A 23,731-nucleotide genomic window follows, 5' to 3' on the forward strand; every position below is an offset into this window, starting at 1 on the left:
TCGCTAACGACATGGGTGGATAGGTTCCCTTTGACGTTGAGTATATTGACGTCGTGCCCGCTGCCTAGCGGGCTTTTTTATGCTCGCCTGCCCGTGGGCTGACAGTCTGCGACGGTACCTGTGAGATTTGCACCGGAATGACATTCAAAGCGGTTCGTTGACATCGCACCACGCACCTTGGCACTCGGCATCAGGGTCAATCTCTCACTGGCATGGACGTCGCCGTCCAGGTGGCCATCGATACAGACATGACCTCCTTCCAGGTCAGCGCTGACCACACTGCTGGCGCCCAGTTGAATCAGTTGATGCCTGGCAATCACAGACCCCACGACGCGCCCTTTAATCGACACGCTTTCATTGGCAATGATGTTACCCGCTATCTGCGTCGCCACCCCCAGATAACTTCCCTCTCTGCCGGGGGCCTCAAGCGATACACAACCGTCGCGACGGGGCGGCTCGTCAGAGGGCGCGAGGGCATCAGACAAAGCAGGCAGGGTCAGCGCACTATCAACGGCTGCTGCGTCGTCGGTTCGAGCGCTTACCCTTGAGGCGTCATCCATTTTCGCTGCCCGTTTTTTCAGTTTTTTACGCCTACCATCCACAATAATCAACGTCATTACCGCAACGCCAAGCAAAATCAGCCATGTTTCAATACCCATGAGATACGATGCCCCTGCTTTTCATTCAGCGTCAATGTTATAGACCCAAGCTGATAAGCTAACGTCAAGAATACAAGGCGAGTTGCGCGGTATCTTTGCGCTTTGACTTAACAATGTTCAGCGTAAATTAACAATATCGCATGAAACACAGCCATCATGTTGCTATTGCCGCCATGGCAACCGCTCTCAACCCCAACAGGTATATCGCATGTTCAGTAAAACCAAACCACCCACTGCGCCACACAGCACGACGGACACGCAACAGGCAATGCCGGAGGAGACCCTCAATCTGCCCACCACATCACGGCAAAGCACCTCGGTGATCGGCAGTAATACGCAGGTTCATGGCGATATCAATAGCGACGAAGACATTACCATCGAAGGCCAGATCACTGGCGTCGTGACCTGCAAACAGCACACCGTGACACTGGGCAAAAATGGCAGCCTCAGTGGCGACGCCTACGCGCATACCTTGCGTGTTTCGGGTAGCGTGGACGGCAACCTGGTTGCCCTGCATAAGATAACGGTGCATGACGGGGCGTACGTGACCGGCACCCTTACCACTCCCTGCCTGGTACTGGAGGACGGCAGCGTCTTTCATGGCAGCATCGACATGAATCCGGATAACGACATTTTCACCAGCGTCTTTTCAGCGCCACCGTCAAAGGGCGTCAACAGCAAGGGGAAGCACGAGACGTCAACGCCACAGGAGGACTCGCAGAAAGCCAGCCTTCCGACTGACGGCACCGCCACAAAAGAAGAAACCGACACCCCTTAACGGGCAGGCGCGCACACCGGGCAGGCAGGATCCCTGGGGACGTTAAAGTGCCGCCAGTGGCCGCTTAGCGCCTCGAAAAGCGATAGCCCCTGGTGGGCCTTGCCAGCACCACTGAGCAGCTTGAACGCTTCGACGGCCTGGAAACAGCCGATCACGCCGACCAGGGGGGCCATCACGCCGCTTTCTGCACAGCTCAACGCATCGTCGCCTTGCCCATCGGGTGGGTACAAACAGGCGTAACAGGGCGCATCGGGCTGACGCGGATCAAATACCGCCAGTTGCCCTGAAAAACGAATCGCAGCCCCGGATACCAGCGGCACCCTGGCTTTTTGTGAGGCGGCATTGATGGCATAACGGCTGGAAAAGCGATCCGTGCAGTCAAGCACCACATCGGCGGTGGCGACCAACCGCTCGAGCAGTTCACCCTGGGCGTGCTCCACGACCGTACTGACCCGGCACTCAGGGTTGAGCGCCTGCATACTGGCCTTGGCCGAATCGGCCTTGTTATGACCGATACTCGCCTGCTGGTGGGCAATTTGACGCTGCAGATTGGAAAGCTCAACGCTATCCGCATCAACCAGGGTGATATGCCCGACCCCCGCCGCCGCCAGATACAGCGCCGCCGGCGACCCTAACCCACCGGCCCCGATAATCAGCGCATGGCTACCGATCAGCCGCTCCTGACCGTCGATATCCACCTCTGGCAACATGATCTGACGGCTATAGCGCAGCAGCGCGGGATCATCCATCATGGGCTACTTTTCCTCGAAATCCTCAAACTCAGGTACATGCAGGCTGAAGCTTTCTTTCACCTCCTCCATGACCACGTAACTCTTCGACTCCTTGACGCCTGGCAGGGTCAGGACGACATCACCAAGCAGTTGGCGATACGCCGACATTTCGGGAATACGGCATTTTAAAATGTAATCAAACTGCCCTGAGACCAGGTGGCATTCCTGAATCTGCGGCAGCTTTTTCACTGCGCGTCGAAATTCATCGAAAACGGCGGGCGACTGGGTTTCAAGGCTGATCTCGACAAACACCAGTAGATTCGCCTTGAGCGCCTGAGGATCGAGAATCGCTTGATAGCCACGAATGATGCCGGCCTTTTCAAGACGCTTTACCCGCTCCAGACAGGGGGTGGTCGAAAGCCCCACCTCGGTGGCCAGATCCACATACGAAATTCGCGCGTTTTCCTGCAGACAGCGCAGAATTTTTAGATCGATACGGTCCAGCGTTTTGTTTTTTGCTTTCATGGCAGGATCCATTGCTGAAGAATCAGTCAGTCGTTAAAAAAACCTAGCGTAACGCGTTCATGGCCTCCCAGGTCGCGAACCGTTTCAACGTTTTGATAGCCCGCTACCCGCATGGCCTCGCGAAGTTCGGCAGCTTGACCATGGCCATGTTCAAGCATCAGCCACCCCGAATCGGCCAGGTAAGCCCTCGCCGTGACGATAAGGTACAGCAGATCTGCCAAGCCATCGGCGTCGGCCACCAGGGCAGACGCTGGCTCAAAACGCACGTCTCCCCGTTTTAAATGCGGATCATCCGCCGCTATATACGGCGGATTGGCGACAATCACGTCGAAAGCCGCCCCCTCAGGCGGGGCAGCTAAGGCACTGAACCAGTCACTTTGCTGGAAACGGGCATTGCCAAGGCCCAGCTGTGTGGCATTTGTTTGCGCCAGCGCGACGGCGGCGGGGAGCAGGTCCACGCCGGTCACCTGCCAACCGGGCCGTTCGCTGGCAAACGCCAGAGCAATCGCCCCCGTTCCTGTGCCGATATCCAGCAAGCGGCCCTGAGGTTGCGCCGCGCGGCGTAACGCCAACGCCACCAGCGTTTCGGTATCGGGCCTGGGAATCAGCGTATCCGGCGACGTCATGAGGCGCAGGCCCCAGAATTCACGCTCACCGGTCAGGTAGGCCACGGGGTAGCCCTGGGCGCGGGCAGCTACAAGCGCATCGAACCGCGCCTGTTGCCATTTTGAACAGCCTTTATCGCCCCAGGTATACAGCCAGGTGCGGTCACGCTCGATGGCATGCCCAAGCAATACCTCGGCATCCAGCCGCGCACTGGGTGAGCCTGCCTTCGCCAGCCGCTCCGTTGCCTTTCGTAGCAACGCATCCAGGGTCATCAGGCACCCTGCAAGGCAGATAACTGCTCCGCCTGATACTCTTGCACCAGCGGGTCGATCACATCGTCGAGCTGCTCGCCGCTCACCACTTCGGTCAACTTGTACAGTGTCAGGTTGATGCGATGATCGGTAATCCGCCCCTGGGGAAAGTTATAGGTGCGGATGCGCTCACTGCGATCGCCCGAGCCCACCAGCGAGCGACGGGTATCGGCCTGGTCCTGGCGCTGTGCGTCCTGGGCGCTTTGCTTCAACTTAGCCGCCAGCAGCGACATCGCCTTGGCCCGGTTTTTATGCTGGCTGCGCTCTTCCTGGCACTCAACGACCACCCCTGTAGGCAAGTGGGTAATGCGAATCGCCGAGTCGGTGGTATTGACGTGCTGGCCGCCCGCGCCGCTGGAGCGGAAGGTATCGACACGCAAGTCACCGGCGTTGATATCGACATCGCCGACATCGTCGACTTCAGGCATCACGGCCACGGTGCACGCCGAGGTGTGGATCCGCCCCTGGGATTCGGTGGCGGGGACGCGCTGGACGCGGTGGGCACCCGACTCAAACTTCAGCCGGGCGTAGACGCCATCGCCCTTGACCCGGGAAATAATTTCTTTATACCCGCCCTGTTCGCCGTGGCTGGCGCTCACCACTTCCACCCGCCAACCGCGTTTTTCGGCATACCGGGAATACATGCGAAACAGGTCGCCGGCAAACAATGAGGCTTCATCGCCGCCCGTCCCCGCGCGGACTTCCAGGTAGACGCCACGGCCATCATCAGGGTCCTTGGGCACCAGCAGTCGCTTGAGCTCAGCATCTAACGCGTCCAGCTGCTCACGCCCGTCGTCGATCTCCATCTCAGCGAGTTCGCGTATCTCGGGGTCGCTGTCCTGGCTGAGCTGCTGCGCTGCGTCAATATCGTTTTCGATACGGCGATAGCGCTGCCAAGCCCCCACCAGTTCGTCAAGTTCGGCATATTCGCGGGAGTAATCGCGAAAACGCTGCTGATCCTGGATCACCTCGGGGTCAGACAACAGCATCGACAGCTCTTCGAATCGGTCGGTAAAGCTATCTAAACGTTGGCGCAGTGTTTCTTTCATGCGGGCGTATCATCCTTCTGGCGATTGGCCGTCGATGTCGAGGGTTTCTCAAAGGCAGGCTTGGGCGGCATTAACAGACGCGGCGCCGCTTCCAATAGCGCGTGATCTTCCTGAGACGCCGCATCGCGCAGCGTCTGTGTCGGCTGGTGCATCAGCCGGTTGGCCAACTGGTGGGCCAGACGCTCGACAACCTTTGTCGGGTCCTCGCCACGCGCCAGACGCTCCAGGGCCTGATCTCGGGCGGCATCCCTCAGCGACTCCCCGTGGCGGCGATAACCGCGAATAAGCTCGCCACCGTGGCGAATGCGACGCTCATGCTGCCAGCCACTAACGCCATGCTCAATCAGTGACTCCGCCTGATCAGCGGCCACCTGACGATGCCGACGGTTTTCCTGAATGACTTCTTCAAGGTCATCGACGGTATACAGGAAGACATCGGCGAGATCCCCCACTTCGGGCTCGATATCCCGAGGTACGGCAATATCGACCATGAACACCGGGCGATGACGCCGTTTTTTAAGGGCGCGCTCGACCATGCCCTTGCCGAGAATCGGTAGCGGCGCCGCCGTTGAGGAAATAACGATATCCGCTTCCTCCAGCGCGGCCGGGATCTCCGGCAGGGTGATCGCCGTGCCGCCGAGGGGCGCTGATACCTTCTCGGCGCGCTCACGGGTCCGGTTGGCCACCGTCAGCTTTCGCACCCCGGCTTCATGGAGGTGCCGGGCGACCAGCTCGATGGTCTCACCTGCCCCGATCAACAGCGCTTTTGAGCGGCCAAAATCGTCAAAAATCCGGCTGGCCATGCTGACGGCAGCGTAAGCGATTGACACCGGGTTCTTGCCAATACCGGTTTCCGTGCGCACCTGTTTGGCCACGGCAAACGTATGCTGGAATAATCGTTCCAGCTCGCTGCCCAAGCCTTGGGCTTCACGGGCCTGCTGATAGGCTTCCTTGAGCTGACCAAGAATCTGCGGCTCGCCAAGCACCATGGAATCGAGCCCCACGGCAACGCGCATCAGGTGGCGAACCGCCTCGTTATCCAGGTAGTGGTAGGCACAGTGGGTCAGTTCATCGACCTGTAACCGATGAAAGCGGCTCAGCCAGTCAAGGACGACTTTCTCGCCCGCCGCGTCAGTCACGCAATACAGTTCTGTCCGGTTACAGGTGGACAGTACCGCCGCTTCGCTGATTTGCGGTAGCGCACGCAGTTCCATCAGCGCATGATTGAGCTGCGCCGGTGTAAAGGCAACCTGTTCGCGCACGGCGATGCTGGCGGTGCGATGATTAATTCCCAGGGCAAGGAGCGTCATGGGTTAGGCGTCTTCGCTAGTGTGTCGGTCTTCACGTCAATTTGGGCTTGCTCAGGCAAGTCTGGGCAGAGATATGAGGGCTAAACGCCGCACGATAAAGGTACTATCTTATCACAGCACAGAATGATCTGGCGCACACCACTTTGCCGCAGGCAGGCAAGCCGCTATGCTGGGCACTCGGCCAACTGATTGAGATCCGCATGCCACTACGTCTGCTACTGTTTTCCCTGGCCGCCATCACGCTATCCGTGAGTGGCTGCCAGCTGTCGCCCAATGCCAACGACCAGCGGCTTTCATTAACTGCCGATCCCATGGATAACGCCCCGCCGGTTACGCAGGGGCTGGACGCTGCTGGTTTAAGCACGCTGCTGCAAGCCGAGTTTGCCGGGCAACGCGGCGACTTCAAGCGGGCCAGCCAGGGCTACCTAGAAGCCGCCAGACGCTACGGGGCCGAAGCGCTGGCCGAGCGCGCCACTTTTGCGGCCCGTTTCAGCAACGACGAAAGCCTGATCGAAGAAGCGGCGCAGAGCTGGAAAAACCTGAACCCGCAGGCCGACACCCCCAATCGACTTCTCGCCGCGCTTTCGCAGCAGCAGGGCGATTGGATGGAAAGCCTGGAGCGCCGCCTGGCCTTGAGTGAGGCGAATCAGGATGGCGAACTCACCGGCTTTGCCGAAACCGCCATCGCCGAACAGGGCCCACTCAATCGACTGCTAAGCCGCCTTGTCGAGCATTTGAATCAGGCCCCGTCCAGCGACCCGGCACAACAAGCCGATGCCCTGCTGGCAGCGGCGCTCTGGGAAGCGGCGCTCGGGCGCACTGAACAAGCTCGTGACTACCTCGACCAGGCCTCAGGCCTGAGCGAACGCCCCTCCCTGCTGCTGATAGAAGGTCAACTGGCGCTTGAAACCGGCAATCCCGGCAAGGCCCGCCAGGCGGCTCGGCGAGGCCTGCAGGACAATCCCGATGATGTGCGCTTTTTATTGCTGCTGGCGCAGGCCGAGATTCGACTCGATAATCTCGATGCTGCCCAACAGCAGACTGACGCCCTGCTCGATCGACACTCAGGCAGCGATGCCTTACGGGTCGCCCTTGCCCAGCTCTATCTGGATGAGGGCCATCCCGACCCCGCACAGCGCCTTCTACAGCCGCTGATGGGCCGGGACGATACGCCCAACCTGGCCTACTATCTACTGGGCGTGATTGCCCAGTCGAAAGGCGACACCGACAACGCCCTGCTTTACTACCGGCAGGTCGACAGCGGCGAGGAATTTCTGCCCGCTCGCGCCACGGCGGCGCAAATGCTCATCGATGACGACCGGCTCATCGACGCACGCGCCTTTTTGCGTGTCGAGCGCATGCGTCACGACGACTACTTCAGCGAACTGGTCAAGCTGGAAGTACAGCTACTCGACGATCTGGGCCTTACCGATGATGCCAACGCCCTTCTTACCCGTGAATTGACACGCACGCCAGACGATACTGACCTGCTTTATTTCCGCGCGATGCGCGCCTGGGAGATGGGCGATGTTGAACAAATGGAGGAAGACCTGCGCCATGTGTTACGCATCGAACCCGACAATGCCGTGGCGCTCAATGCGCTGGGGTATACCCTGGCGGACCTCGACCTTCCCGGCCGTCTGGAAGAAGCCCGCGAACTGATCGAGCGCGCCTATGCGCTCGACAGTGACAACCCCGCGGTGCTCGACAGCCTTGGCTGGGTATATTACCGCCTGGGCGATGCCGAGAAAGCCCTCCCCTGGCTCGAAAAAGCCTATGCTCGCATGCCGGACCAGGAAATTGCCGCCCACCTTGCCGAGGTGCTGCATGCCCTGGGGCGCAGCGACGAAGCGCGCCAAATCATCCGTGACGTGCGGCAGCGCACCCAGGACCACCCGATGATTGATGGATTACTACAGCGCTATCCCGAACTCGACCCAGCAAACCACCCCTAAGACGTCACCGGCGCTTACTCGTGCGCAACAGCCGCTGACCGATGAACTGACAAGGAGTCCGACATGCCCACTATTGCTTCCACTTATATAACGCCCCATCCCTTGCGCCGGGCATCATGGCTTGTGGCCGGCGCGGCGGCCTTATTGCTCGCCGGGTGCGCCACTCAAGCCCCCCAGGATGAAAGCGGCCGTCAAGTCGGCGACTGGGACGCCCAGGAAGACCGGGTAAACGACTTTGACAGCTGGACGCTGGTGGGCAAGGCCGGGTTGCGCACCCCTGAAGAAAACACCAGCGCCAACCTCGACTGGAACCAGCACCCCTACTATTTCCGCATGCTGATCAGCGGCCCTTTTGGCGGTGGGCGTAACGTGCTGGAAGGACGCGAAGGGCGCTTTTCCTTGTCCAACAGCGAAGGCCGCTTCGAGGCCGAAACCCCCGAAGCACTCATGGAAGAACAGCTCGGCTGGGCGCTGCCCGTCAGCGCCATGCCCGACTGGGTACGCGGCCTGCCCGGCGACGATGACAACTACCAGATGGAAACCGACGAATTCGGCTTTCCCAGTCATTTGACCCAGGATGGCTGGGAAATCGATTATCGCGACTGGGAGCAATTTGAAGGCATGTGGCTACCGCGCCGCCTGGTGATGAACTACGACGACATCCGCATCACCCTGGTCGTCAACGAATGGCGCTCCACAGGCGAAGAGGGCCAGTAAGCCAAGAATTATGACAACCCTGACGCTGCCTGCGCCCGCCAAGCTGAATCGGCTTCTGCATATTACCGGTCGCCGTGAAGACGGCTACCATCGTCTGCAAACGCTGTTTCAGATTATTGATCTATGCGACCAGCTGACACTCACTTCCCGCGATGACGGCGTGATTCAGCTGGCTAACCGCGTGCCAGGCGTTGCCGACGACGACAACCTGATCGCAAGAGCTGCCAAGCTGCTGCAGCAGGCGAGCGGCACCCATCTGGGCGCCACGCTAGCCCTGGACAAAACCTTGCCCATGGGCGGCGGAGTGGGTGGCGGCAGTTCCGATGCGGCCACGACGCTGGTTGGCCTCAACGCCCTCTGGCGGCTTGGGTTCTCGCTTGACGAACTCGCCGCCCTTGGGCTTCGACTGGGCGCTGACGTCCCTGTCTTTGTTCATGGCCACACCGCCTGGGCCGAGGGCGTCGGTGAGCAGCTCACGCCGGTGACTCTCGACACCCCCTGGTTTGTGATCATTCACCCCGGTGTCAGCGTCTCGACACAGGCGGTATTCCAGGACCCGCAATTGACACGCGACAGCCGCCCCATTACTATGGCGCGCGCACTGCAGGGGGGAGCGTCGGAGTGGCGCAATGACTGTGAAGCGGTGGTCAAACAGCACTATCCAGCCATTGCACAAGCGCTAGACTGGCTATCACAGCATGCACCAAGCCGGTTAACCGGCACGGGCGCCTGTGTGTTTGCAGCATTCGAAGATGCGCAGACGGCACACGCAGTTGCCGAAGCAGCGGGCCATCACGGATCCGCCTGGGTAGCTCGCGGACTCAACACCTCTCCTCTACATGATGCTTTGGGCTGCTGAATCGCCCGGTCATCGCATTAGGTTATTATTGGGGTATCGCCAAGTGGTAAGGCACCGCTTTTTGGTAGCGGCATTCCCAGGTTCGAATCCTGGTACCCCAGCCAGCCTAACGCTGACCAGCGTTTTCCTCCCTGAACCCCAACACTGCAAAGGTGGCTGCGCGTGTCAAAACTGATGGTTTTCGCCGGGAACGCCAATCCCGAACTCGCTCAAAAAATTGCCGAGAGCTTGGACAGCCGTATGGGTAACGCCACGGTGGGTCAATTCAGCGACGGTGAAATCGCGGTCGAGATCAATGAGAACGTGCGCGGTAAGGATGTCTTCATCCTGCAGTCCACCTGTGCGCCGACTAACGACAACCTGATGGAGCTGATCCTGATGGTCGACGCCCTGCGGCGCGCCTCAGCCACGCGCATCACGGCGGTACTGCCCTACTTTGGCTATGCCCGCCAGGACCGCCGGGTGCGTTCGGCACGGGTGCCCATCTCGGCCAAAGTGGTCGCCGACATCATGGTCAAGGCCGGGGTTGACCGCGTCATGACCATGGACCTGCACGCCGACCAGATCCAGGGTTTCTTCGACGTGCCGGTGGATAACGTCTACGGGTCGCCGATCCTGCTCGACGACATCGAGCGCCAGAACTACAGCGACCTGGTGGTGGTATCCCCCGATGTCGGCGGCGTTGTGCGTGCCCGCGCCATCGCCAAACAGCTCAATGCCGACCTGGCCATCATCGACAAGCGCCGCCCCCAGGCTAACCAAGCCCAGGTGATGCACATCATCGGTGAAATCGAAGGCCGTACCTGCGTGGTCGTCGACGACATGATCGACACCGCCGGTACGCTGTGCAAAGCCGGTGAAGCACTGAAAGATCACGGTGCCAAGCGCGTCGTCGCCTACGCCACGCACCCGATATTATCCGGCCCTGCCGTCGACAATATCACCAACTCAGAACTTGACGAAGTCGTGGTGACCGACACCATCCCGCTTTCCGACGCAGCGCGACGGAGCGGTAAAATTCGTCAGTTGAGCGTAGCTGGCCTGATCGCGGAAGCCATCCGCCGCGTCAGCAACGAAGAATCTGTCAGCGCGATGTTCCACTAATCGCCTGACATCACAGCCCGCTTACGGGCTCCTGGGAACGTCGTCGTCTGGTCGCGGACGGCGGCGTTTCCTTACTCAAAACCAAGAGGCAATTCCATGTCTGATTTTAGCTTGAAAGCCAGTGTTCGTAACGACCTGGGGAAAGGTGCGAGCCGCCGCCTGCGTCGTGCGAACGAACAAGTACCGGCCGTTGTTTACGGCGGTAACAAAGATGCACAGTCGATCGCCGTCGAAAAAACCGCTTTTTACAAGGCGATTGAAGACGAGTCGTTCTTCTCCTCGGTCATCACGCTCGTGATTGAAGGCAAGGAAGAACAGGTGGTGGTACGTGACCTTCAGCGTCACCCCTACAAGCCGCTGCTGACCCATGCCGACTTCCTGCGTGTTGACGCTACCCACGAAATCACCATGAACGTGCCGCTGCACGTGACTGGCGAAGAAGCGTGTGTGGGCATCAAGGACCAGGACGGCGAACTGCACGTTCTCGCCAACGAAGTGGCGATCAGCTGCTTGCCGAAAGATCTTCCTGACTACCTGGAAATTGACATCAGCAATGCCGAGGTCGGCACCACGCTGCACCTGTCAGACCTGATCCTGCCGGCAGGCGTCACTTCAGTTGACCTGTCTCACGGTGAAGATCACGACAACGCGATTCTTAGCATCACCAAGATGAAGGTTCGTGCGACTGAAGACGACGAAGATGAAGGTGGTGAAAGCGAAAGCGGCAGTGACGGCGAAGAAGACAACAGCGCCGAGTAAGCTGTCAGCGTTGGCCGTGCCTGCACGGCCTTCGTAATGTTAAGATCAAGCGCTTCGGCGCTTGATTTTTTTTGCGCCCTGCCATGCGTGGCAGACGCCCTCGGGCCGCCGCTGGCGCGGCGTCAAAAATTTCTCCCGGAAATTTTTTGGAGGTGGAAAATGAGCCAGGTAACGGCCATCATTGGACTCGGCAACCCTGGGCCGGAGTATGCGGCAACGCGCCATAACGCCGGCTTTTGGCTGGTCGATGCCATTGCCAGCAGCGTGCATGGCGAATTGCGCCCGGAAAAGAAGTTCCTTGGGCACTATGCCAAGGTACGCATCGGCGACCAGGACGTGCATCTCCTCAAGCCCGCCACCTTCATGAATCGCAGCGGCGCTGCCGTCGCGGCATTGACCCAGTTTTTCAAGCTTGCCCCGGAAAATCTGCTGGTGGCCCACGACGAACTCGACCTGCCTGCAGGTCAGGCGCGTTATAAAACCGGTGGCGGCCACGGCGGCCATAATGGGCTGCGCGATATCGCCAGCGCACTCGGCAACCAGAAGCAGTTTCACCGCGTACGGATTGGCGTCGGCCACCCGGGCGACGCACGCCAGGTGACCAACTATGTACTGGGCCGCGCAGGCAAGGATGAACAAGCGGCAATTGAACGCGCGATCGAAGAATGCCAGGCGACATTACCCATGGCACTGGCCGGTGACTGGGCCAAAGCCATGAACCAGTTGCACAGCCTCAAGCTGTAGCGCTGCCCCCGTAGCTGGCAGCGGGCTGATCTCGTAGAATGGCCTTTGATTTCTCGCCTACCATTTTATTTCAGGAACACTTTATGGGTTTTAACTGCGGCATCGTCGGCCTGCCCAACGTCGGCAAGTCAACACTCTTCAATGCGCTCACCAAGTCCGGTATTGATGCAGAAAACTTCCCCTTCTGCACCATCGAGCCCAACGTCGGGATCGTTCCCATGCCCGACCCGCGCCTCAATGCGTTGGCCGAGATCGTCAAACCGCAGAAAGTGCTGCCGACCACCATGGAGTTTGTCGATATTGCCGGCCTGGTGGCAGGTGCTTCAAAAGGTGAAGGGCTAGGCAACAAGTTTCTGGCCAATATCCGCGAAACGCAGGCTATCGCCCACGTGGTGCGCTGTTTCGATAACGACAACGTGATCCATGTCTCCAATCAGGTCGACCCGCGCGCTGATATCGAAACCATCAACCTTGAACTGGCGCTTGCCGATCTGGATACCGTCGAAAAAGCCAGCCAGCGCCTGGTACGCGTTGTCAAAGGCGGCGATAAAGACGCCATTGCCACCAAGGCCGTACTGGATAAAATTCACCCGCACCTCGCCGAAGGGATGCCGCTGCGCAGCTTTGGCTTGAGCGAAGAAGAACAGCTTCAGGTGAAAAGCTTTGGCTTTTTGACGCTCAAGCCCACCATGTACATTGCCAACGTCAATGAAGACGGGTTCGACAATAACCCCTACCTCGATATCGTCAACGAAATCGCTGCGGAAGAAGGCGCTGTCGTGGTGCCGGTATGCAACCAGATCGAAGCCGAAATCGCCGAGCTGGATGACGAAGAACGCGAGATGTTCTTGAGCGAGATGGGGATGGAAGAACCCGGCCTGGATCGCGTGATTCGCGCTGGCTATGCGTTGCTCGGCTTGCAGACCTACTTCACGGCCGGTGTCAAGGAAGTGCGCGCCTGGACCGTCAAACAAGGGGCTACCGCACCGGAAGCCGCTGGCGCCATCCATACCGACTTCCAGAAAGGCTTTATTCGCGCCGAAGTGATCGCCTTTGACGACTTTGTCTCACTGGGCGGCGAGCAAGGGGCCAAAGACGCGGGTAAATGGCGGCTGGAAGGCAAGGAATACATCGTCAAGGACGGCGACGTGGTGCATTTCCGTTTCAATGTCTAGCCTGCGGCACGTCACCGCTCAAGGGTAGCGGTACACCCTCACCACCGATAACCCAGCGTTTAAGCGCTGCCTTCCTGGCAGCGCTGAAGCCTGCTAGGGTTAATTCATGCCTTATCCCCTCTACCCAGATGACCGGACGATCCGTCATACATCCCGATCCAATCGGGTAATTTTCAGCTTGCTGCTACCGCTGGCAATGCTTTCAGGCTGCGGCCAGAGCGAGCCGACGATCACACAGCTCGATCCGCCGGAACCGGGCGGATCGATTAACGTCGTCACCCGCAACAGCGCCACGACCTATTACCTTGATCGCCATGGAAATCCCGCGGGCCCCGAGCACGACCTTGTGGAAGCGTTCGCCGACGCCAACGATTGGGAGGTTGAATGGACACTTGCCGAGTCCACCTCAGGAGTACTCCAGTCCTTGCAAGGCGATGAGCAGCAGCTCGCCGCCGCTGGGCTGACGCACCTGCCCACCCGGGATGAAGACTTCCGCCGAGGCCCCACCCACACCGATATCGTCGAGCAACTGGTCTGTCACCGGGACATGCGACCCATGCCGCGACAGGTAGAGGAAATGGCCGGGATAGATATCCGGGTCACGGCAGATTCCAGCTACGCCGAAAAGCTGCAGAGCCTGGTCAACCAGCATACGGGCATCGACTTCGAGGAAGACCCGCGCACCACTGAGATATTACTGACCGAAGTGGCCGAAAAGCGCATTGACTGCACCGTTGCGGACTCCAATATCGTCCAGTTGGTGCGCCGCCACTTTCCGCACCTGGAAGTGGCCATCAACCTCACCAGCGGCGACCGTCTGGGCTGGTATCTGCCCGCCGACCAACAGGCCCTGGCCGACATGGCCAACCAATGGATGGCAAGCCCCGAAGGCCAGGAAAGCATCGACGAGGTGCAGCAGCGCTACTATGCCTATATCAGCGAGTTCGACTTCGTTGACCTGCGTGCGCTCAACCGTCGCATCGACGAACGCCTGCCTGACTTCCTTGACCTTTTCCTGGAAGCCCAGGATGAGACTGGCATGCCAGCCGACCTGCTCGCCGCGCTGGCCTACCAGGAGTCGCACTGGGACCCGCAAGCGGTCTCCCCTACCGGTGTACGTGGCATCATGATGCTGACCCAGAACACGGCCCAATCCCTTGGCGTCGACAATCGCCTGAACCCGGCCGCGTCCATCAATGGTGGCGCCCGCTATCTAGCCGACCGTCATGAGCGCCTTCCCGACACCCTGCCCGAGCCGGATCGCACCTACCTGGCCCTGGCAAGCTACAACATTGGCCGCGGCCATGTGCTGGATGCGCAAAAACTGGCCCGGGAACTGGGCAAAGACCCTAACTCCTGGGCGGATATGAAAGAGGTTCTGCCCCTCAAGGCCGACAAGCGCTACTACCCGCAGACGCAACACGGCTACGCACGGGGCTATGAGCCGGTCCATTATGTTCAGCGTATCCGTAACTATCAGGATGTTATCCGGGCATCGGTCGATTGGTTACCCCTGACGCGCCCCGATGAAAGATAATCGCCACCCACGCGTGCTGCGCAACAAAAACTTGACGGACTCAGCCGCGCTGAGTAATATTCGCCCCCGTTGAATGGCTACGTAGCTCAGCTGGTTAGAGCACATCACTCATAATGATGGGGTCCCCTGTTCAAATCAGGGCGTAGCCACCAACCACTGAATACCCAAAAGCCCGCTGATCCTGTCAGCGGGCTTTTTTGTGGGTGACAGAACGCTCAATTAAGCACCTTGCGGTTTAAAAAGCCGACCAGCGCCCGGGTAAGGTGCTCGACGTCGTGGGTACCCGCCGTTTCGCGTACCGAGTGCATTGCCCACTGGGGCAGCCCCACATCAATGGTGGGTACGCCGACTTCGGTGGCGGTGATCGGGCCGATGGTGCTGCCGCAACCCATGTCCGAGCGGGTCACAAACGACTGGACAGGCACATCCGCCGCGCGACAAATATCCCGGAACAGCGCACCGGTCACGCTGTTGGTCGCGTAGCGCTGGCTGGCGTTGATCTTGATGACCGGTCCGCCGTTAAGTGTCGGCCCGTGCTGCTCGTCGTGTTTATCGCGAAAGTTGGGGTGCAGGCCGTGGGCGTTATCGCAGGAGATCATCAGCGATGACTGGATCAGTTGAATCAGTGATTCGTCGCTGCCCTTTTCACTCCCTCTGCCCATTTGGTCATTGATACGCTTCAGCACATCGCCCAGAAACGGTCCCTGAGCACCGCAGGCGCTGGCACTGCCGACTTCTTCGTGGTCATTGGCGACCAGCAGCGCGCCCTGCTGACCATCGCAGTCAAGCAACGCTTCCAGGCCGACAAAACACGACAGCAGGTTATCCAGTCGTGCGCTTGCGATCAGTTCCTGGTTGACGCCCACCAGCGAAGGCGGTTGAACGTCGTAAAAGCCCAGTTCAAAATCCACCACGTCGACCGCCCGCAGGCCGTGCTCGGCTTCCAGCCAGCGCGCCAGCAGATCCTCGAGCCTTTCAGTATCGCTTTGCATCAAGACAGGCGCCATCTGAGTCTGAGGATTGATGCTACGCCCGGCGTTGACGTCCCGATCAAGGTGAATCGCAAGGCTCGGAATCATCGCCACCGGCCAATCGACGTTAAGCAGCACACTTTCCAGTTGCCCATCGGCGTGGCGGATATGCACCCGTCCCGCGATTCCCAGGTCGCGGTCAAACCACGGCGCCAGCAGAGCACCGCCATACACCTGCACCCCTAACTGAAGCCAGCCGGCGGCATGCTGGGTGGCATTGGGCTTTAAACGCAGCCCGGGGCTATCGGTGTGAGCGCCCAGCATGCGCATGCTGTGAAGCGCCTCTTTGGGCAATTGAAAGGCGATCAATGATGAATCGTTGCGTGTCACGTAGTAGCGCTGACCGGGCGACAGCTGCCAATTGGCGGTCTCTTCCAGGCGCTCGAAGCCCGCCTGCTCCAGACGCTCCGCCATGGCATGCGTGGCGTGCCAGGGGGTGGGAGACCGGCGCAAGAACTCGCATAGCCGCGTGACGCGATCAACGTTGAATATTTCGGACATGGAAATCCTCATTACCGACATGTTTGAGTCTCAGCAAAGCAGGTGACCTGCTACAATGCTCCCTCGGCCTTCGCAACTCATTGGTCAGATGCGGGTCTAGGAAAGCATGAGTGTACACAAATCCGGGAGAGCTTGACTGATGAGCTTGTTTGCAACGCTTTCGCGCTCAGTCGCCCTAACCATCATGCTGGTCGTCACCAGCCCGATGGCAATAGCGCAACTGGAGCCGACCGAAGAACAGCGCCAGGCGGCGGTCGAAATTGCCGATTCGCTTCGCTATGGCCACTACGCCGATGTCAGCTTTGACGAAGCCTGGTCACAAGAAGCCTTTGGCCGCTATCTGGACATCCTGGATGGCCAACGGGCCTACCTGCTCAGCAGCGACATTGAGCCCTATCGCCACCTGGAAACCGACCTCGCCGATACGCTTTTCGACGGCGACCTGGATGAGGCGTTTGCCCTTTACAACCGCCTTAACGAGCGCCATACCGCCCGGGTTGAATGGCTGCTTGAACACCTGGATGACGACACGACGTTCAACTTCGACGGCAACGAGCGCCTCGAGCTTGACCGCGAGGACGCCGCCTGGGCCGAGAGTCAGCGCGAACTGGATGCATTGTGGCAAAAACGGCTGAAAAATGATGCCCTGACGCTTGCCTTGAGCGACCAGGACGACGAACAGATTGTCGAGAATCTCCGCCAGCGCTACGAAGGGCAGCTTTCCCGCCTGGAGCAAACCGAACCGGAAGACGTCTTTGGTTTGATCATGGCCGCGGTGACCAGCACCATTGATCCGCACACCAGCTACCTCTCACCCCGCCAGGGAGAATCGTTCGACATTCAAATGAGTCTGTCGCTTGAAGGCATCGGTGCACTGCTTCAATCCGACGGCGAATATGTCAAAGTCTCCAGCCTGGTTGCGGGTGGCCCCGCCGAGCGTGCCGGCGTACTGGAGCCCGCCGATCGGATTATTGGCGTCGGCCAGGAAGACGGCGAGATGGTCAACGTGATTGGCATGCGCCTGGACAACGTGGTCGATCTGATTCGCGGCCCGAAAGGTTCCGTGGTGAAACTGGATGTCGTGCCCGCCCAGGCGGTCGACATGACCCGCTCACAAACCGTTGAAATCACTCGCGATACGGTTGACCTGGAAGATCAGGCCGCCCAGAGCGAAGTGATTGATATCGAACGTGATGGCACCACTCACCGCCTCGGGGTGATCGAAATCCCCACCTTTTATGTCGACTTCGACGCCTGGCAGGCAGGTGAGGACGACTACCGCAGTACTACCCGCGACGTCGCCAAGGAAATCGAGCAGTTAAAACGCCAGGATGTGGAAGGTATCGTGCTCGACCTGCGTAACAACGGGGGCGGCGCACTTCAGGAAGCCAACTCGCTGATCGGCCTGTTTATCGACCGCGGCCCCACCGTTCAGGTTCGCGACGCTGACGGGCGCATCAACCTCTACGGCGACAGTGAAGCTGGCACGCTTTACGATGGCCCAATGGGCGTGCTGGTGAACCGGCTGTCAGCCTCGGCGTCAGAAATTCTCGCTGGCGCCATCCAGGACTATGGCCGCGGTATCGTGATGGGTAGCCAGACCTTTGGTAAAGGCACGGTGCAGACGCTGAACGATTTGAGCCACGGCGAAATCAAGCTGACCCGTGCCAAGTTCTATCGCATTTCCGGCGAGAGCACCCAGAACCGCGGTGTCGAACCCGATATCGAGTTCCCTAGCCTGATCGACCCTGAGCGCATTGGCGAAAGCAGCCTGGACCACGCCCTGGAATGGGACACGGTTCAGGACGTCCAGTACCGGCGGTACGGGGAACCGGAACGCTACCTTGATGCGCTACAGTCGGCGCACCAGAATCGTGCGGAGGACAACCCCAACTTCCGCTACATGGAGCGGCAATCCGAGTTGTCCCGGGAGCTTCGCGAGCAGAATACCAGTGTCAGTCTGAATCGTGAGCAGCGCGAGCGTGAAACCCAGGCTCAGGAAGCCGAGCAGCTGGCGCTGGAAAACCAGCGGCGTCGTGCCCTGGGACTTGAAGAACTGGAAGAGTGGACCGATGCTCGCGACGCCACCGCGCTGAGCGACAACGACAGTGAAGACGGCAATACCGACGAGGAGGATGATGCCACCTCAGTAGAGCGTGCCCACGTGCTGGAAGCCGCCGAAGTTCTGCTCGATTACGCCCATCTGGAAAGTACCCAGCGGTTCGTCAATCGGTAAGCGGATAAGCGTCAAAAGGAAAGGCTTCAACAGCGCCGGTGCCCCAGTGGCACCGGCGCTGTTTTTAGCCGACTAGCAAAGCGCAGCTCGCCGTGTTGGCCGGTCGCCCATGGCAGCCAGGCGCTGTGTCAAACGGGCCAATTGGGCCGTACAGCCCTGCTGTGCCGACTCGATAATATGCCGTGTCCAAGTCGGCAGTTGCGGCGCCAGCTGGTAATACACCCACTGCCCGTCCCGCTGGTCCACCAGCAGCCCGCACTGGCGAAGTTGCGCCAGATGGCGCGACACCTTGGGCTGGGACTCTTCAAGCACATAGGTCATTTCACACACGCACAGCGACTGCTCATGGGCAATCAGCAGCACCAGCATCAGACGCGTTTCATCGCTCAGGCACTTGAATACCTGCAGTGCGTTCAACGGAGTGGATTTTCCCAAGACGATTATTCCCACCAGATCAATAATGCGGATAGTTTACGCCACCGGCGTGATTAACGGCAAAGCCGCCGACACCAAGCGTTAAGCAGCCACGCAGAAACACCCCATGCACCACAAGGCAGCAGGCGCCTAAATAGCAGCGTCAAAGAGAGCTAACAAAAGAAGAACTAACGAAAGAACAGGCGGAATCGATTAACGGCTGGCGTCATAGAAGGAGGGAAAACAGACGCTAGATGGCTCCCCGAGCAGGACTCGAACCTGCGACCCAATGATTAACAGTCATTTGCTCTACCAACTGAGCTATCGGGGAACAATAGGACTACCGTGAACGGTAGGAAAATATCTTGCGGGGCAATTTGGCTCCTCGAGCAGGACTCGAACCTGCGACCCAATGATTAACAGTCATTTGCTCTACCAACTGAGCTATCGAGGAACAATCTGTTATTGCCGTATTTGAGATCAGTTCATTGGCTCCCCGAGCAGGACTCGAACCTGCGACCCAATGATTAACAGTCATTTGCTCTACCAACTGAGCTATCGGGGAACTGCTCAAACACGGTGCGTAGTATACTGATAGAAACGTAACGGTCAAGCATCGATTCCGCGTCAACGCTAGCCGCCTGTTGGTTGTGTCCGTATAATGCACCCAATCATTCGCGCCCAGGCGCAACGACACTTCATTCATCCCTCGTCCTTCCGACGACCCATAGATGACAGGTACCGATGGCGAAGAAGCTCTTCATCAAAACGCACGGCTGCCAAATGAACGAGTATGACTCCTCCCGTATGGCGGACATGCTCGGCGTTTCTCATCAGCTCGAACTGACCGATAACGAGCGCGAAGCCGATGTCATTCTTCTCAACACCTGCTCCATTCGTGAAAAAGCGCAGGAAAAGGTGTTCCATCAACTGGGACGCTGGAAAAAACTCAAGGACGCCAACCCTGATCTGGTTATTGGCGTCGGTGGCTGCGTTGCAAGCCAGGAAGGCGAAGCATTGCGCAAGCGTGCGCCCCATGTGGACATGGTGTTTGGCCCGCAGACACTGCACCGGGTGCCGTCCATGCTGGATGCACGCCGCGACAATCAAATTGCCGCGGTGGACGTGACCTTCCCGGAAATCGAGAAGTTCGACCACCTGCCCAAGCCGACTTCAGACGGTGCCACCGCCTTTGTATCGATCATGGAAGGCTGCTCGAAGTACTGCACCTTCTGCGTGGTGCCCTACACCCGCGGCGAAGAAGTCTCGCGGCCGTTTGAAGCGGTGATGGATGAGGTCATTCACCTCGCCGACCAGGGCGTGCGCGAAGTCAACCTTCTCGGCCAGAACGTCAACGCCTACCGGGGTGAAAACCAGTTGGGCGATGAGATCGACCTTGCCGAACTGATTGCCTGTGTCGCGGCGGTCGAGGGGATCGACCGCATTCGCTTCACTACTTCCCACCCGGTTGAGTTCACTGACAGCCTGGTGGATGCCTACGCCGATATCCCCGAGCTGGTCAGCCACCTGCACCTGCCGGTGCAATCGGGCTCGGACCGCATCTTGAGTGCGATGAAGCGTGGCCACACGGCAGAGGCCTATATCGAAAAGATGGAGCGGATTCGTGCCAACCGCCCGGACATCAGCTTTTCTTCCGACTTCATTATCGGCTTCCCCGGCGAAACCGAAGAGGATTTCGAAGCAACGATGGACCTGATCCATCGCATCGGCTTCGATCACTCGTTCAGCTTTGTCTACTCGGCGCGCCCCGGCACGCCTGCCGCCGCCCTCGAGGATGAAACACCGGAAAGCGTCAAGAAAGAACGTCTGGCGATCTTGCAGGCGCGTATTCTCCAGCAGGCCGGACAAATCAGCCGTCGCATGGTGGGCACCACCCAGCGCATCCTGGTCACCGGCTTTTCGCCAAAAGACCCAGGCCAGCTGTCCGGGCGCACGGAAAATAACCGGGTGGTCAACTTCCGCGCCGCCAACCCCACCGAGCTGATCGGCTACTTCGTGGACGTGGAAATCACCGAGGCCCTGCCCAATTCGCTGCGCGGCGAACTCGCCTCCCCCGAGCGTTATTGAACATCGCTTATCCCAGGTAATTGCCCCAACACCGCTTGGGGCAGTAAGCTGACATTGACACCCATCAACCGACAGGTTTTTCACTCTTGAGCCAGCCATCGCCTCAGGCCAATCGCATTACCACGTTAAGCCTTGAACCCAATGACCCTCAGCGCCTTGCCAGCCTGTGCGGTCAGCAGGATGAGCACCTGAAGTTGATCGAAAGCCGCCTGGACGTAACGCTGCGCAACCGAGGCAATGTGTTCCAGCTGGCCGGGCCTGCCAATCGCATCAAAGCCGCTGCCAACGTGCTGGAACACCTCTACCGTGAAACGGCGGCGGAAGAAGTATCGGCCGACACGGTCCACCTGTTTCTCCAGGAATCCGGCCTGGAAGCGCTGGAGGAGGAAGACGGCGATACGGAAGGCGATAGCGGTGAAGTGATCATGCGTACACCACGTACCATGATCAAGCCCCGTGGCCTTAATCAGCAGCGCTACGTCACCAGCATTCGCGAACACGACATCAACTTCGGCATTGGCCCGGCGGGTACCGGTAAAACCTACCTGGCCGTCGCCGCCGCAGTGGAAGCACTCAACCAGCAGGCAGTGCGGCGTATTTTACTGGTCCGTCCGGCGGTGGAAGCCGGTGAGAAGCTCGGCTTTCTGCCTGGCGATCTCGCCCAGAAAATCGATCCTTACCTGCGCCCGCTCTACGATGCGCTCTACGAAATGATCGGCTTCGAGCAGGTTGCCAAACTGATCGAACGCCAGGTGATCGAAATTGCCCCGCTGGCTTACATGCGCGGCAGGACGCTCAACAATGCCTATATCATCCTGGACGAGAGCCAGAACACCACGCCCGAACAAATGAAAATGTTCCTGACGCGTATCGGCTTTGGCTCCACCGCGGTGATTACCGGTGATGTCACCCAGGTCGACCTCCCCAAGGGGCAGCGCTCGGGCCTTATCCAGGTGCTCGACGTGCTGAAAGACACCGCGGGGATTGGCGTTACCCACTTTGCCGCCAAGGATGTGGTGCGCCACCCGCTGGTGCAGCGCATTATTGAAGCCTACGACGCCTTCGAGTCCCAGCAGGAAGCCGAGGAGCGCGCCCGCCGGGAAGCCCGCCAGCAAGAGAGGGAAGCCCGCCTGCAGGGCCGCGAAGGCCAGGGGGACACCTCACGATGAGTGGCATCGTGATCGACCGCCAGGCGGCCATCGACGATCAGCACCTGCCGACGCAGGCACAGCTCACCCGCTGGGTGGGCGATGTGCTTGCCCGACACCCCGATGACCCACGCCAGGAACTGACCGTGCGTTTTGTCGATCCCGATGAAAGCCGGTCACTCAATTACGATTATCGGGGCAAGGATAAGCCCACCAACGTGCTGTCGTTTCCGTTTGAGAACCCACCAGGCATAACGCTGCCATTACTCGGCGACCTGGTGATTTGCCATGCCGTCGTTGTCAAAGAAGCTGAAGAGCAGCGTAAAGCCCTCGAGCACCATTACGCCCATATGGTGATCCATGGCACCTTGCATTTGTTGGGCTATGATCACATTGAAGAGGAAGACGCCGAGGTGATGGAGCAATGTGAACGTGAGCTGCTTGCCGCTTTGGGCATCACCGACCCCTATATTGGCGACATATGAGACTTAAGGCCCATACGTTGAACTGGCACCGCGCCCCTGGTCAGTGATAAAACGTCCTTTCGAATCACGCTACCTGAGTCCGTCAACAAGAGATTACCTGCATGAGCGAAGACCGATCGAGCAACGCCAATCAACGATCCTGGCTCGAGAAACTCTTTAGCGCCCTTTCGGGCGACAACGACGAACCCAGCTCCCGCGATGAGTTACTGGAATTTCTACGCCACGCGGCGGGGCGTTTAAAGCTTGACCAGGACGCCATCATGATCATTGAAGGCGCACTGGAAATCAGCGACCAACAGGTTCGCGAAATCCTCATCCCCCGCTCGCAGATCTCGGCGATCACCCTTGATCAGACCAGTGAAGAGTACCTGGCGCTCATCCAAGAGACCGGCCACTCGCGCTATCCAGTGATTGGCGAAAACCTTGACGATGTAAAAGGCATTTTGCTGGTCAAGGATCTGTTGCCGCTGCTTTCCCAGACCCAGGCCGAACGCGATGCGTTTCAACTGGCTGATATCGTTCGCTCGGCGATGTTCATTCCTGAATCCAAACGGCTCAACAGCCTGCTTAAAGAGTTCCGCGATACCCATAACCACATGGCGGTTGTGGTCGACGAGTACGGTGGCACGGCGGGCATTATTACCATCGAGGATATTCTTGAGCAGATTGTCGGTAATATCGAAGATGAGCATGACGCCGACGAGGAAGAGGATATTCGCGAGCTGGAAAATAAGCACTATGCCATCCGCGCGCTGACCACCATTGATGACTTTAACGAGCACTTCGACACCCAGTTCTCTGACGATGAATTCGATACCATCGGCGGGCTGGTAATGCAGCAATTTGGCCACCTGCCGCAACGCGGCGAATATACCCACCTGGGCGGCTGGCGCTTTGAGGTCCTCAACGCCGACAACCGCCGCATCCGCCTGCTTGAGGCCTACCGGGAACATCGCCCTGACAGCAGCGACGACGAGCAGAGCGACACCTAGCTTTCACGCCTCACCCC

Annotated in this window: 22 protein-coding genes and 5 tRNA genes; 16 read left to right on the forward strand and 11 right to left on the reverse strand. The window is 59.1% G+C overall.

The features are described 5' to 3' along the window. Nucleotides 1-77: 77 nt before the first annotated feature. A complete protein-coding gene (locus ADS46_RS17375) occupies nt 78-659 on the reverse strand; it encodes a bactofilin family protein (RefSeq protein WP_066322224.1) in 582 nt (193 codons plus the stop codon). Between the two features lie 208 nt (nt 660-867). Between ADS46_RS17375 and ADS46_RS17380 the strand changes: the two genes are divergently transcribed. Next, the gene (locus tag ADS46_RS17380; protein ID WP_066322227.1) at nt 868-1,437 is read left to right on the forward strand and encodes a bactofilin family protein; all 570 of its coding nucleotides are present in this window, start codon (nt 868-870) and stop codon (nt 1,435-1,437) included. Here the strand turns inward: ADS46_RS17380 and ADS46_RS17385 are convergent. From ADS46_RS17385 to hemA, 5 genes are read right to left on the reverse strand one after another with little or no spacing between them, the layout of a single operon-like run. Continuing rightward, the gene (locus ADS46_RS17385) at nt 1,434-2,189 is read right to left on the reverse strand and encodes a HesA/MoeB/ThiF family protein (RefSeq protein WP_066322231.1); all 756 of its coding nucleotides are present in this window, start codon (nt 2,187-2,189) and stop codon (nt 1,434-1,436) included. The genes ADS46_RS17380 and ADS46_RS17385 overlap by 4 nt on opposite strands. Before the next feature lie 3 nt (nt 2,190-2,192). Further along, complete coding sequence (gene lrp / locus ADS46_RS17390; RefSeq protein WP_066322232.1) at nt 2,193-2,693, reverse strand: leucine-responsive transcriptional regulator Lrp; 501 nt, start codon at nt 2,691-2,693, stop codon at nt 2,193-2,195. Between the two features lie 26 nt (nt 2,694-2,719). Continuing rightward, nucleotides 2,720-3,571 (reverse strand): peptide chain release factor N(5)-glutamine methyltransferase, encoded by an 852-nt coding sequence (gene prmC, locus ADS46_RS17395; protein ID WP_066322233.1) that lies wholly within the window; start codon nt 3,569-3,571, stop codon nt 2,720-2,722. Then, nucleotides 3,571-4,659 (reverse strand): peptide chain release factor 1, encoded by a 1,089-nt coding sequence (gene prfA, locus ADS46_RS17400; protein WP_066322235.1) that lies wholly within the window; start codon nt 4,657-4,659, stop codon nt 3,571-3,573. The genes prmC and prfA overlap by 1 nt, the downstream gene beginning before the upstream one ends. Further along, nucleotides 4,656-5,969 carry a glutamyl-tRNA reductase gene (gene hemA, locus ADS46_RS17405; RefSeq protein WP_066322238.1) on the reverse strand — a complete coding sequence of 438 codons (1,314 nt, stop codon included), beginning with the start codon at nt 5,967-5,969 and terminating at the stop codon, nt 4,656-4,658. The genes prfA and hemA overlap by 4 nt, the downstream gene beginning before the upstream one ends. A 200-nt stretch (nt 5,970-6,169) precedes the next feature. Between hemA and ADS46_RS17410 the strand changes: the two genes are divergently transcribed. The 10 genes from ADS46_RS17410 (at nt 6,170) to ADS46_RS17455 (ending at nt 14,971) form a co-directional block, all read left to right on the forward strand. Continuing rightward, on the forward strand, nt 6,170-7,924 hold the full coding sequence (locus ADS46_RS17410; RefSeq protein ID WP_066322240.1) for a tetratricopeptide repeat protein: 1,755 nt from the start codon (nt 6,170-6,172) through the stop codon (nt 7,922-7,924). Between the two features lie 63 nt (nt 7,925-7,987). Continuing rightward, complete coding sequence (lolB, locus tag ADS46_RS17415) at nt 7,988-8,641, forward strand: lipoprotein insertase outer membrane protein LolB (protein WP_066322241.1); 654 nt, start codon at nt 7,988-7,990, stop codon at nt 8,639-8,641. A gap of 10 nt (nt 8,642-8,651) precedes the next feature. Continuing rightward, entirely contained in the window at nt 8,652-9,500 is an 849-nt protein-coding gene (gene ispE / locus ADS46_RS17420) for a 4-(cytidine 5'-diphospho)-2-C-methyl-D-erythritol kinase (RefSeq protein WP_066322244.1), read from the forward strand. 29 nt (nt 9,501-9,529) lie between these two features. Beyond that, a tRNA-Gln gene (locus tag ADS46_RS17425) sits at nt 9,530-9,604 on the forward strand. Between the two features lie 58 nt (nt 9,605-9,662). Next, the gene (locus tag ADS46_RS17430) at nt 9,663-10,604 is read left to right on the forward strand and encodes a ribose-phosphate pyrophosphokinase (RefSeq protein WP_175474729.1); all 942 of its coding nucleotides are present in this window, start codon (nt 9,663-9,665) and stop codon (nt 10,602-10,604) included. 96 nt (nt 10,605-10,700) lie between these two features. Further along, nucleotides 10,701-11,363, forward strand: a complete 663-nt coding sequence (locus ADS46_RS17435) for a 50S ribosomal protein L25/general stress protein Ctc (protein ID WP_066322246.1) — start codon at nt 10,701-10,703, stop codon at nt 11,361-11,363. Nucleotides 11,364-11,522: 159 nt separating this feature from the next. After that, nucleotides 11,523-12,107, forward strand: a complete 585-nt coding sequence (gene pth / locus ADS46_RS17440; protein ID WP_066322249.1) for an aminoacyl-tRNA hydrolase — start codon at nt 11,523-11,525, stop codon at nt 12,105-12,107. A gap of 83 nt (nt 12,108-12,190) precedes the next feature. Beyond that, nucleotides 12,191-13,282, forward strand: coding sequence for a redox-regulated ATPase YchF (gene ychF, locus ADS46_RS17445; protein ID WP_066322251.1), 1,092 nt, complete (start codon nt 12,191-12,193; stop codon nt 13,280-13,282). Between the two features lie 106 nt (nt 13,283-13,388). Then, nucleotides 13,389-14,819: a membrane-bound lytic murein transglycosylase MltF gene (gene mltF / locus ADS46_RS17450; protein WP_066322256.1), complete on the forward strand. Its 1,431-nt coding sequence runs from the start codon at nt 13,389-13,391 to the stop codon at nt 14,817-14,819. A gap of 75 nt (nt 14,820-14,894) precedes the next feature. Beyond that, a tRNA-Met gene (locus ADS46_RS17455) sits at nt 14,895-14,971 on the forward strand. A gap of 63 nt (nt 14,972-15,034) precedes the next feature. On the opposite strand, the gene ADS46_RS17460 is transcribed toward ADS46_RS17455, so the two are convergent. Then, nucleotides 15,035-16,351, reverse strand: a complete 1,317-nt coding sequence (locus ADS46_RS17460; protein ID WP_066322259.1) for a M18 family aminopeptidase — start codon at nt 16,349-16,351, stop codon at nt 15,035-15,037. Nucleotides 16,352-16,490: 139 nt separating this feature from the next. On the opposite strand from ADS46_RS17460, the gene ADS46_RS17465 reads away from it, so the two are divergent. Next, nucleotides 16,491-18,587 carry a carboxy terminal-processing peptidase gene (locus tag ADS46_RS17465; protein WP_066322261.1) on the forward strand — a complete coding sequence of 699 codons (2,097 nt, stop codon included), beginning with the start codon at nt 16,491-16,493 and terminating at the stop codon, nt 18,585-18,587. A gap of 72 nt (nt 18,588-18,659) precedes the next feature. Here ADS46_RS17465 and ADS46_RS17470 read toward each other — a convergent pair whose 3' ends face one another. The 4 genes from ADS46_RS17470 to ADS46_RS17485 all read right to left on the reverse strand — a co-directional run bounded on the left by ADS46_RS17470 (nt 18,660) and on the right by ADS46_RS17485 (nt 19,566). Next, complete coding sequence (locus ADS46_RS17470; RefSeq protein WP_066322265.1) at nt 18,660-19,022, reverse strand: metalloregulator ArsR/SmtB family transcription factor; 363 nt, start codon at nt 19,020-19,022, stop codon at nt 18,660-18,662. Between the two features lie 234 nt (nt 19,023-19,256). Beyond that, a tRNA-Asn gene (locus ADS46_RS17475) sits at nt 19,257-19,332 on the reverse strand. A gap of 47 nt (nt 19,333-19,379) precedes the next feature. Further along, nucleotides 19,380-19,455, reverse strand: a tRNA-Asn gene (locus ADS46_RS17480). A 35-nt stretch (nt 19,456-19,490) separates the two neighbouring features. Beyond that, nucleotides 19,491-19,566 (reverse strand) — tRNA-Asn (locus ADS46_RS17485). A 179-nt stretch (nt 19,567-19,745) separates the two neighbouring features. On the opposite strand from ADS46_RS17485, the gene miaB reads away from it, so the two are divergent. The 4 genes from miaB to ADS46_RS17505 all read left to right on the forward strand — a co-directional run bounded on the left by miaB (nt 19,746) and on the right by ADS46_RS17505 (nt 23,714). Beyond that, complete coding sequence (miaB, locus tag ADS46_RS17490) at nt 19,746-21,089, forward strand: tRNA (N6-isopentenyl adenosine(37)-C2)-methylthiotransferase MiaB (protein WP_066322267.1); 1,344 nt, start codon at nt 19,746-19,748, stop codon at nt 21,087-21,089. Nucleotides 21,090-21,175: 86 nt separating this feature from the next. Continuing rightward, the gene (locus tag ADS46_RS17495; protein WP_066322273.1) at nt 21,176-22,258 is read left to right on the forward strand and encodes a PhoH family protein; all 1,083 of its coding nucleotides are present in this window, start codon (nt 21,176-21,178) and stop codon (nt 22,256-22,258) included. Next, entirely contained in the window at nt 22,255-22,722 is a 468-nt protein-coding gene (gene ybeY, locus ADS46_RS17500; protein ID WP_066322280.1) for an rRNA maturation RNase YbeY, read from the forward strand. The genes ADS46_RS17495 and ybeY overlap by 4 nt, the downstream gene beginning before the upstream one ends. Before the next feature lie 101 nt (nt 22,723-22,823). Beyond that, nucleotides 22,824-23,714 (forward strand): HlyC/CorC family transporter, encoded by an 891-nt coding sequence (locus ADS46_RS17505; protein WP_066322283.1) that lies wholly within the window; start codon nt 22,824-22,826, stop codon nt 23,712-23,714. The last annotated feature ends 17 nt before the right edge of the window (nt 23,715-23,731 follow it).

Origin of the sequence: Halomonas sp. G11, from assembly GCF_001663515.1 — a bacterium.
Taxonomy (GTDB): domain Bacteria; phylum Pseudomonadota; class Gammaproteobacteria; order Pseudomonadales; family Halomonadaceae; genus Vreelandella.

Excerpts from the sequence above, each read along its gene's own strand:
- prfA (WP_066322235.1), bottom strand. The coding sequence starts at position 4,659 with ATGAAAGAAACACTGCGCCAACGTTTAGATAGCTTTACCGACCGATTC.
- ADS46_RS17505 (WP_066322283.1), top strand. The coding sequence starts at position 22,824 with ATGAGCGAAGACCGATCGAGCAACGCCAATCAACGATCCTGGCTCGAG.
- miaB (WP_066322267.1), top strand. The coding sequence starts at position 19,746 with ATGGCGAAGAAGCTCTTCATCAAAACGCACGGCTGCCAAATGAACGAG.
- mltF (WP_066322256.1), top strand. The coding sequence starts at position 13,389 with ATGCCTTATCCCCTCTACCCAGATGACCGGACGATCCGTCATACATCC.
- ispE (WP_066322244.1), top strand. The coding sequence starts at position 8,652 with ATGACAACCCTGACGCTGCCTGCGCCCGCCAAGCTGAATCGGCTTCTG.
- pth (WP_066322249.1), top strand. The coding sequence starts at position 11,523 with ATGAGCCAGGTAACGGCCATCATTGGACTCGGCAACCCTGGGCCGGAG.
- lolB (WP_066322241.1), top strand. The coding sequence starts at position 7,988 with ATGCCCACTATTGCTTCCACTTATATAACGCCCCATCCCTTGCGCCGG.
- ADS46_RS17460 (WP_066322259.1), bottom strand. The coding sequence starts at position 16,351 with ATGTCCGAAATATTCAACGTTGATCGCGTCACGCGGCTATGCGAGTTC.
- ADS46_RS17435 (WP_066322246.1), top strand. The coding sequence starts at position 10,701 with ATGTCTGATTTTAGCTTGAAAGCCAGTGTTCGTAACGACCTGGGGAAA.
- ADS46_RS17410 (WP_066322240.1), top strand. The coding sequence starts at position 6,170 with ATGCCACTACGTCTGCTACTGTTTTCCCTGGCCGCCATCACGCTATCC.
- lrp (WP_066322232.1), bottom strand. The coding sequence starts at position 2,693 with ATGAAAGCAAAAAACAAAACGCTGGACCGTATCGATCTAAAAATTCTG.
- ADS46_RS17385 (WP_066322231.1), bottom strand. The coding sequence starts at position 2,189 with ATGATGGATGATCCCGCGCTGCTGCGCTATAGCCGTCAGATCATGTTG.
- ADS46_RS17465 (WP_066322261.1), top strand. The coding sequence starts at position 16,491 with ATGAGCTTGTTTGCAACGCTTTCGCGCTCAGTCGCCCTAACCATCATG.
- ADS46_RS17380 (WP_066322227.1), top strand. The coding sequence starts at position 868 with ATGTTCAGTAAAACCAAACCACCCACTGCGCCACACAGCACGACGGAC.
- hemA (WP_066322238.1), bottom strand. The coding sequence starts at position 5,969 with ATGACGCTCCTTGCCCTGGGAATTAATCATCGCACCGCCAGCATCGCC.
- ybeY (WP_066322280.1), top strand. The coding sequence starts at position 22,255 with ATGAGTGGCATCGTGATCGACCGCCAGGCGGCCATCGACGATCAGCAC.
- ychF (WP_066322251.1), top strand. The coding sequence starts at position 12,191 with ATGGGTTTTAACTGCGGCATCGTCGGCCTGCCCAACGTCGGCAAGTCA.
- ADS46_RS17375 (WP_066322224.1), bottom strand. The coding sequence starts at position 659 with ATGGGTATTGAAACATGGCTGATTTTGCTTGGCGTTGCGGTAATGACG.
- prmC (WP_066322233.1), bottom strand. The coding sequence starts at position 3,571 with ATGACCCTGGATGCGTTGCTACGAAAGGCAACGGAGCGGCTGGCGAAG.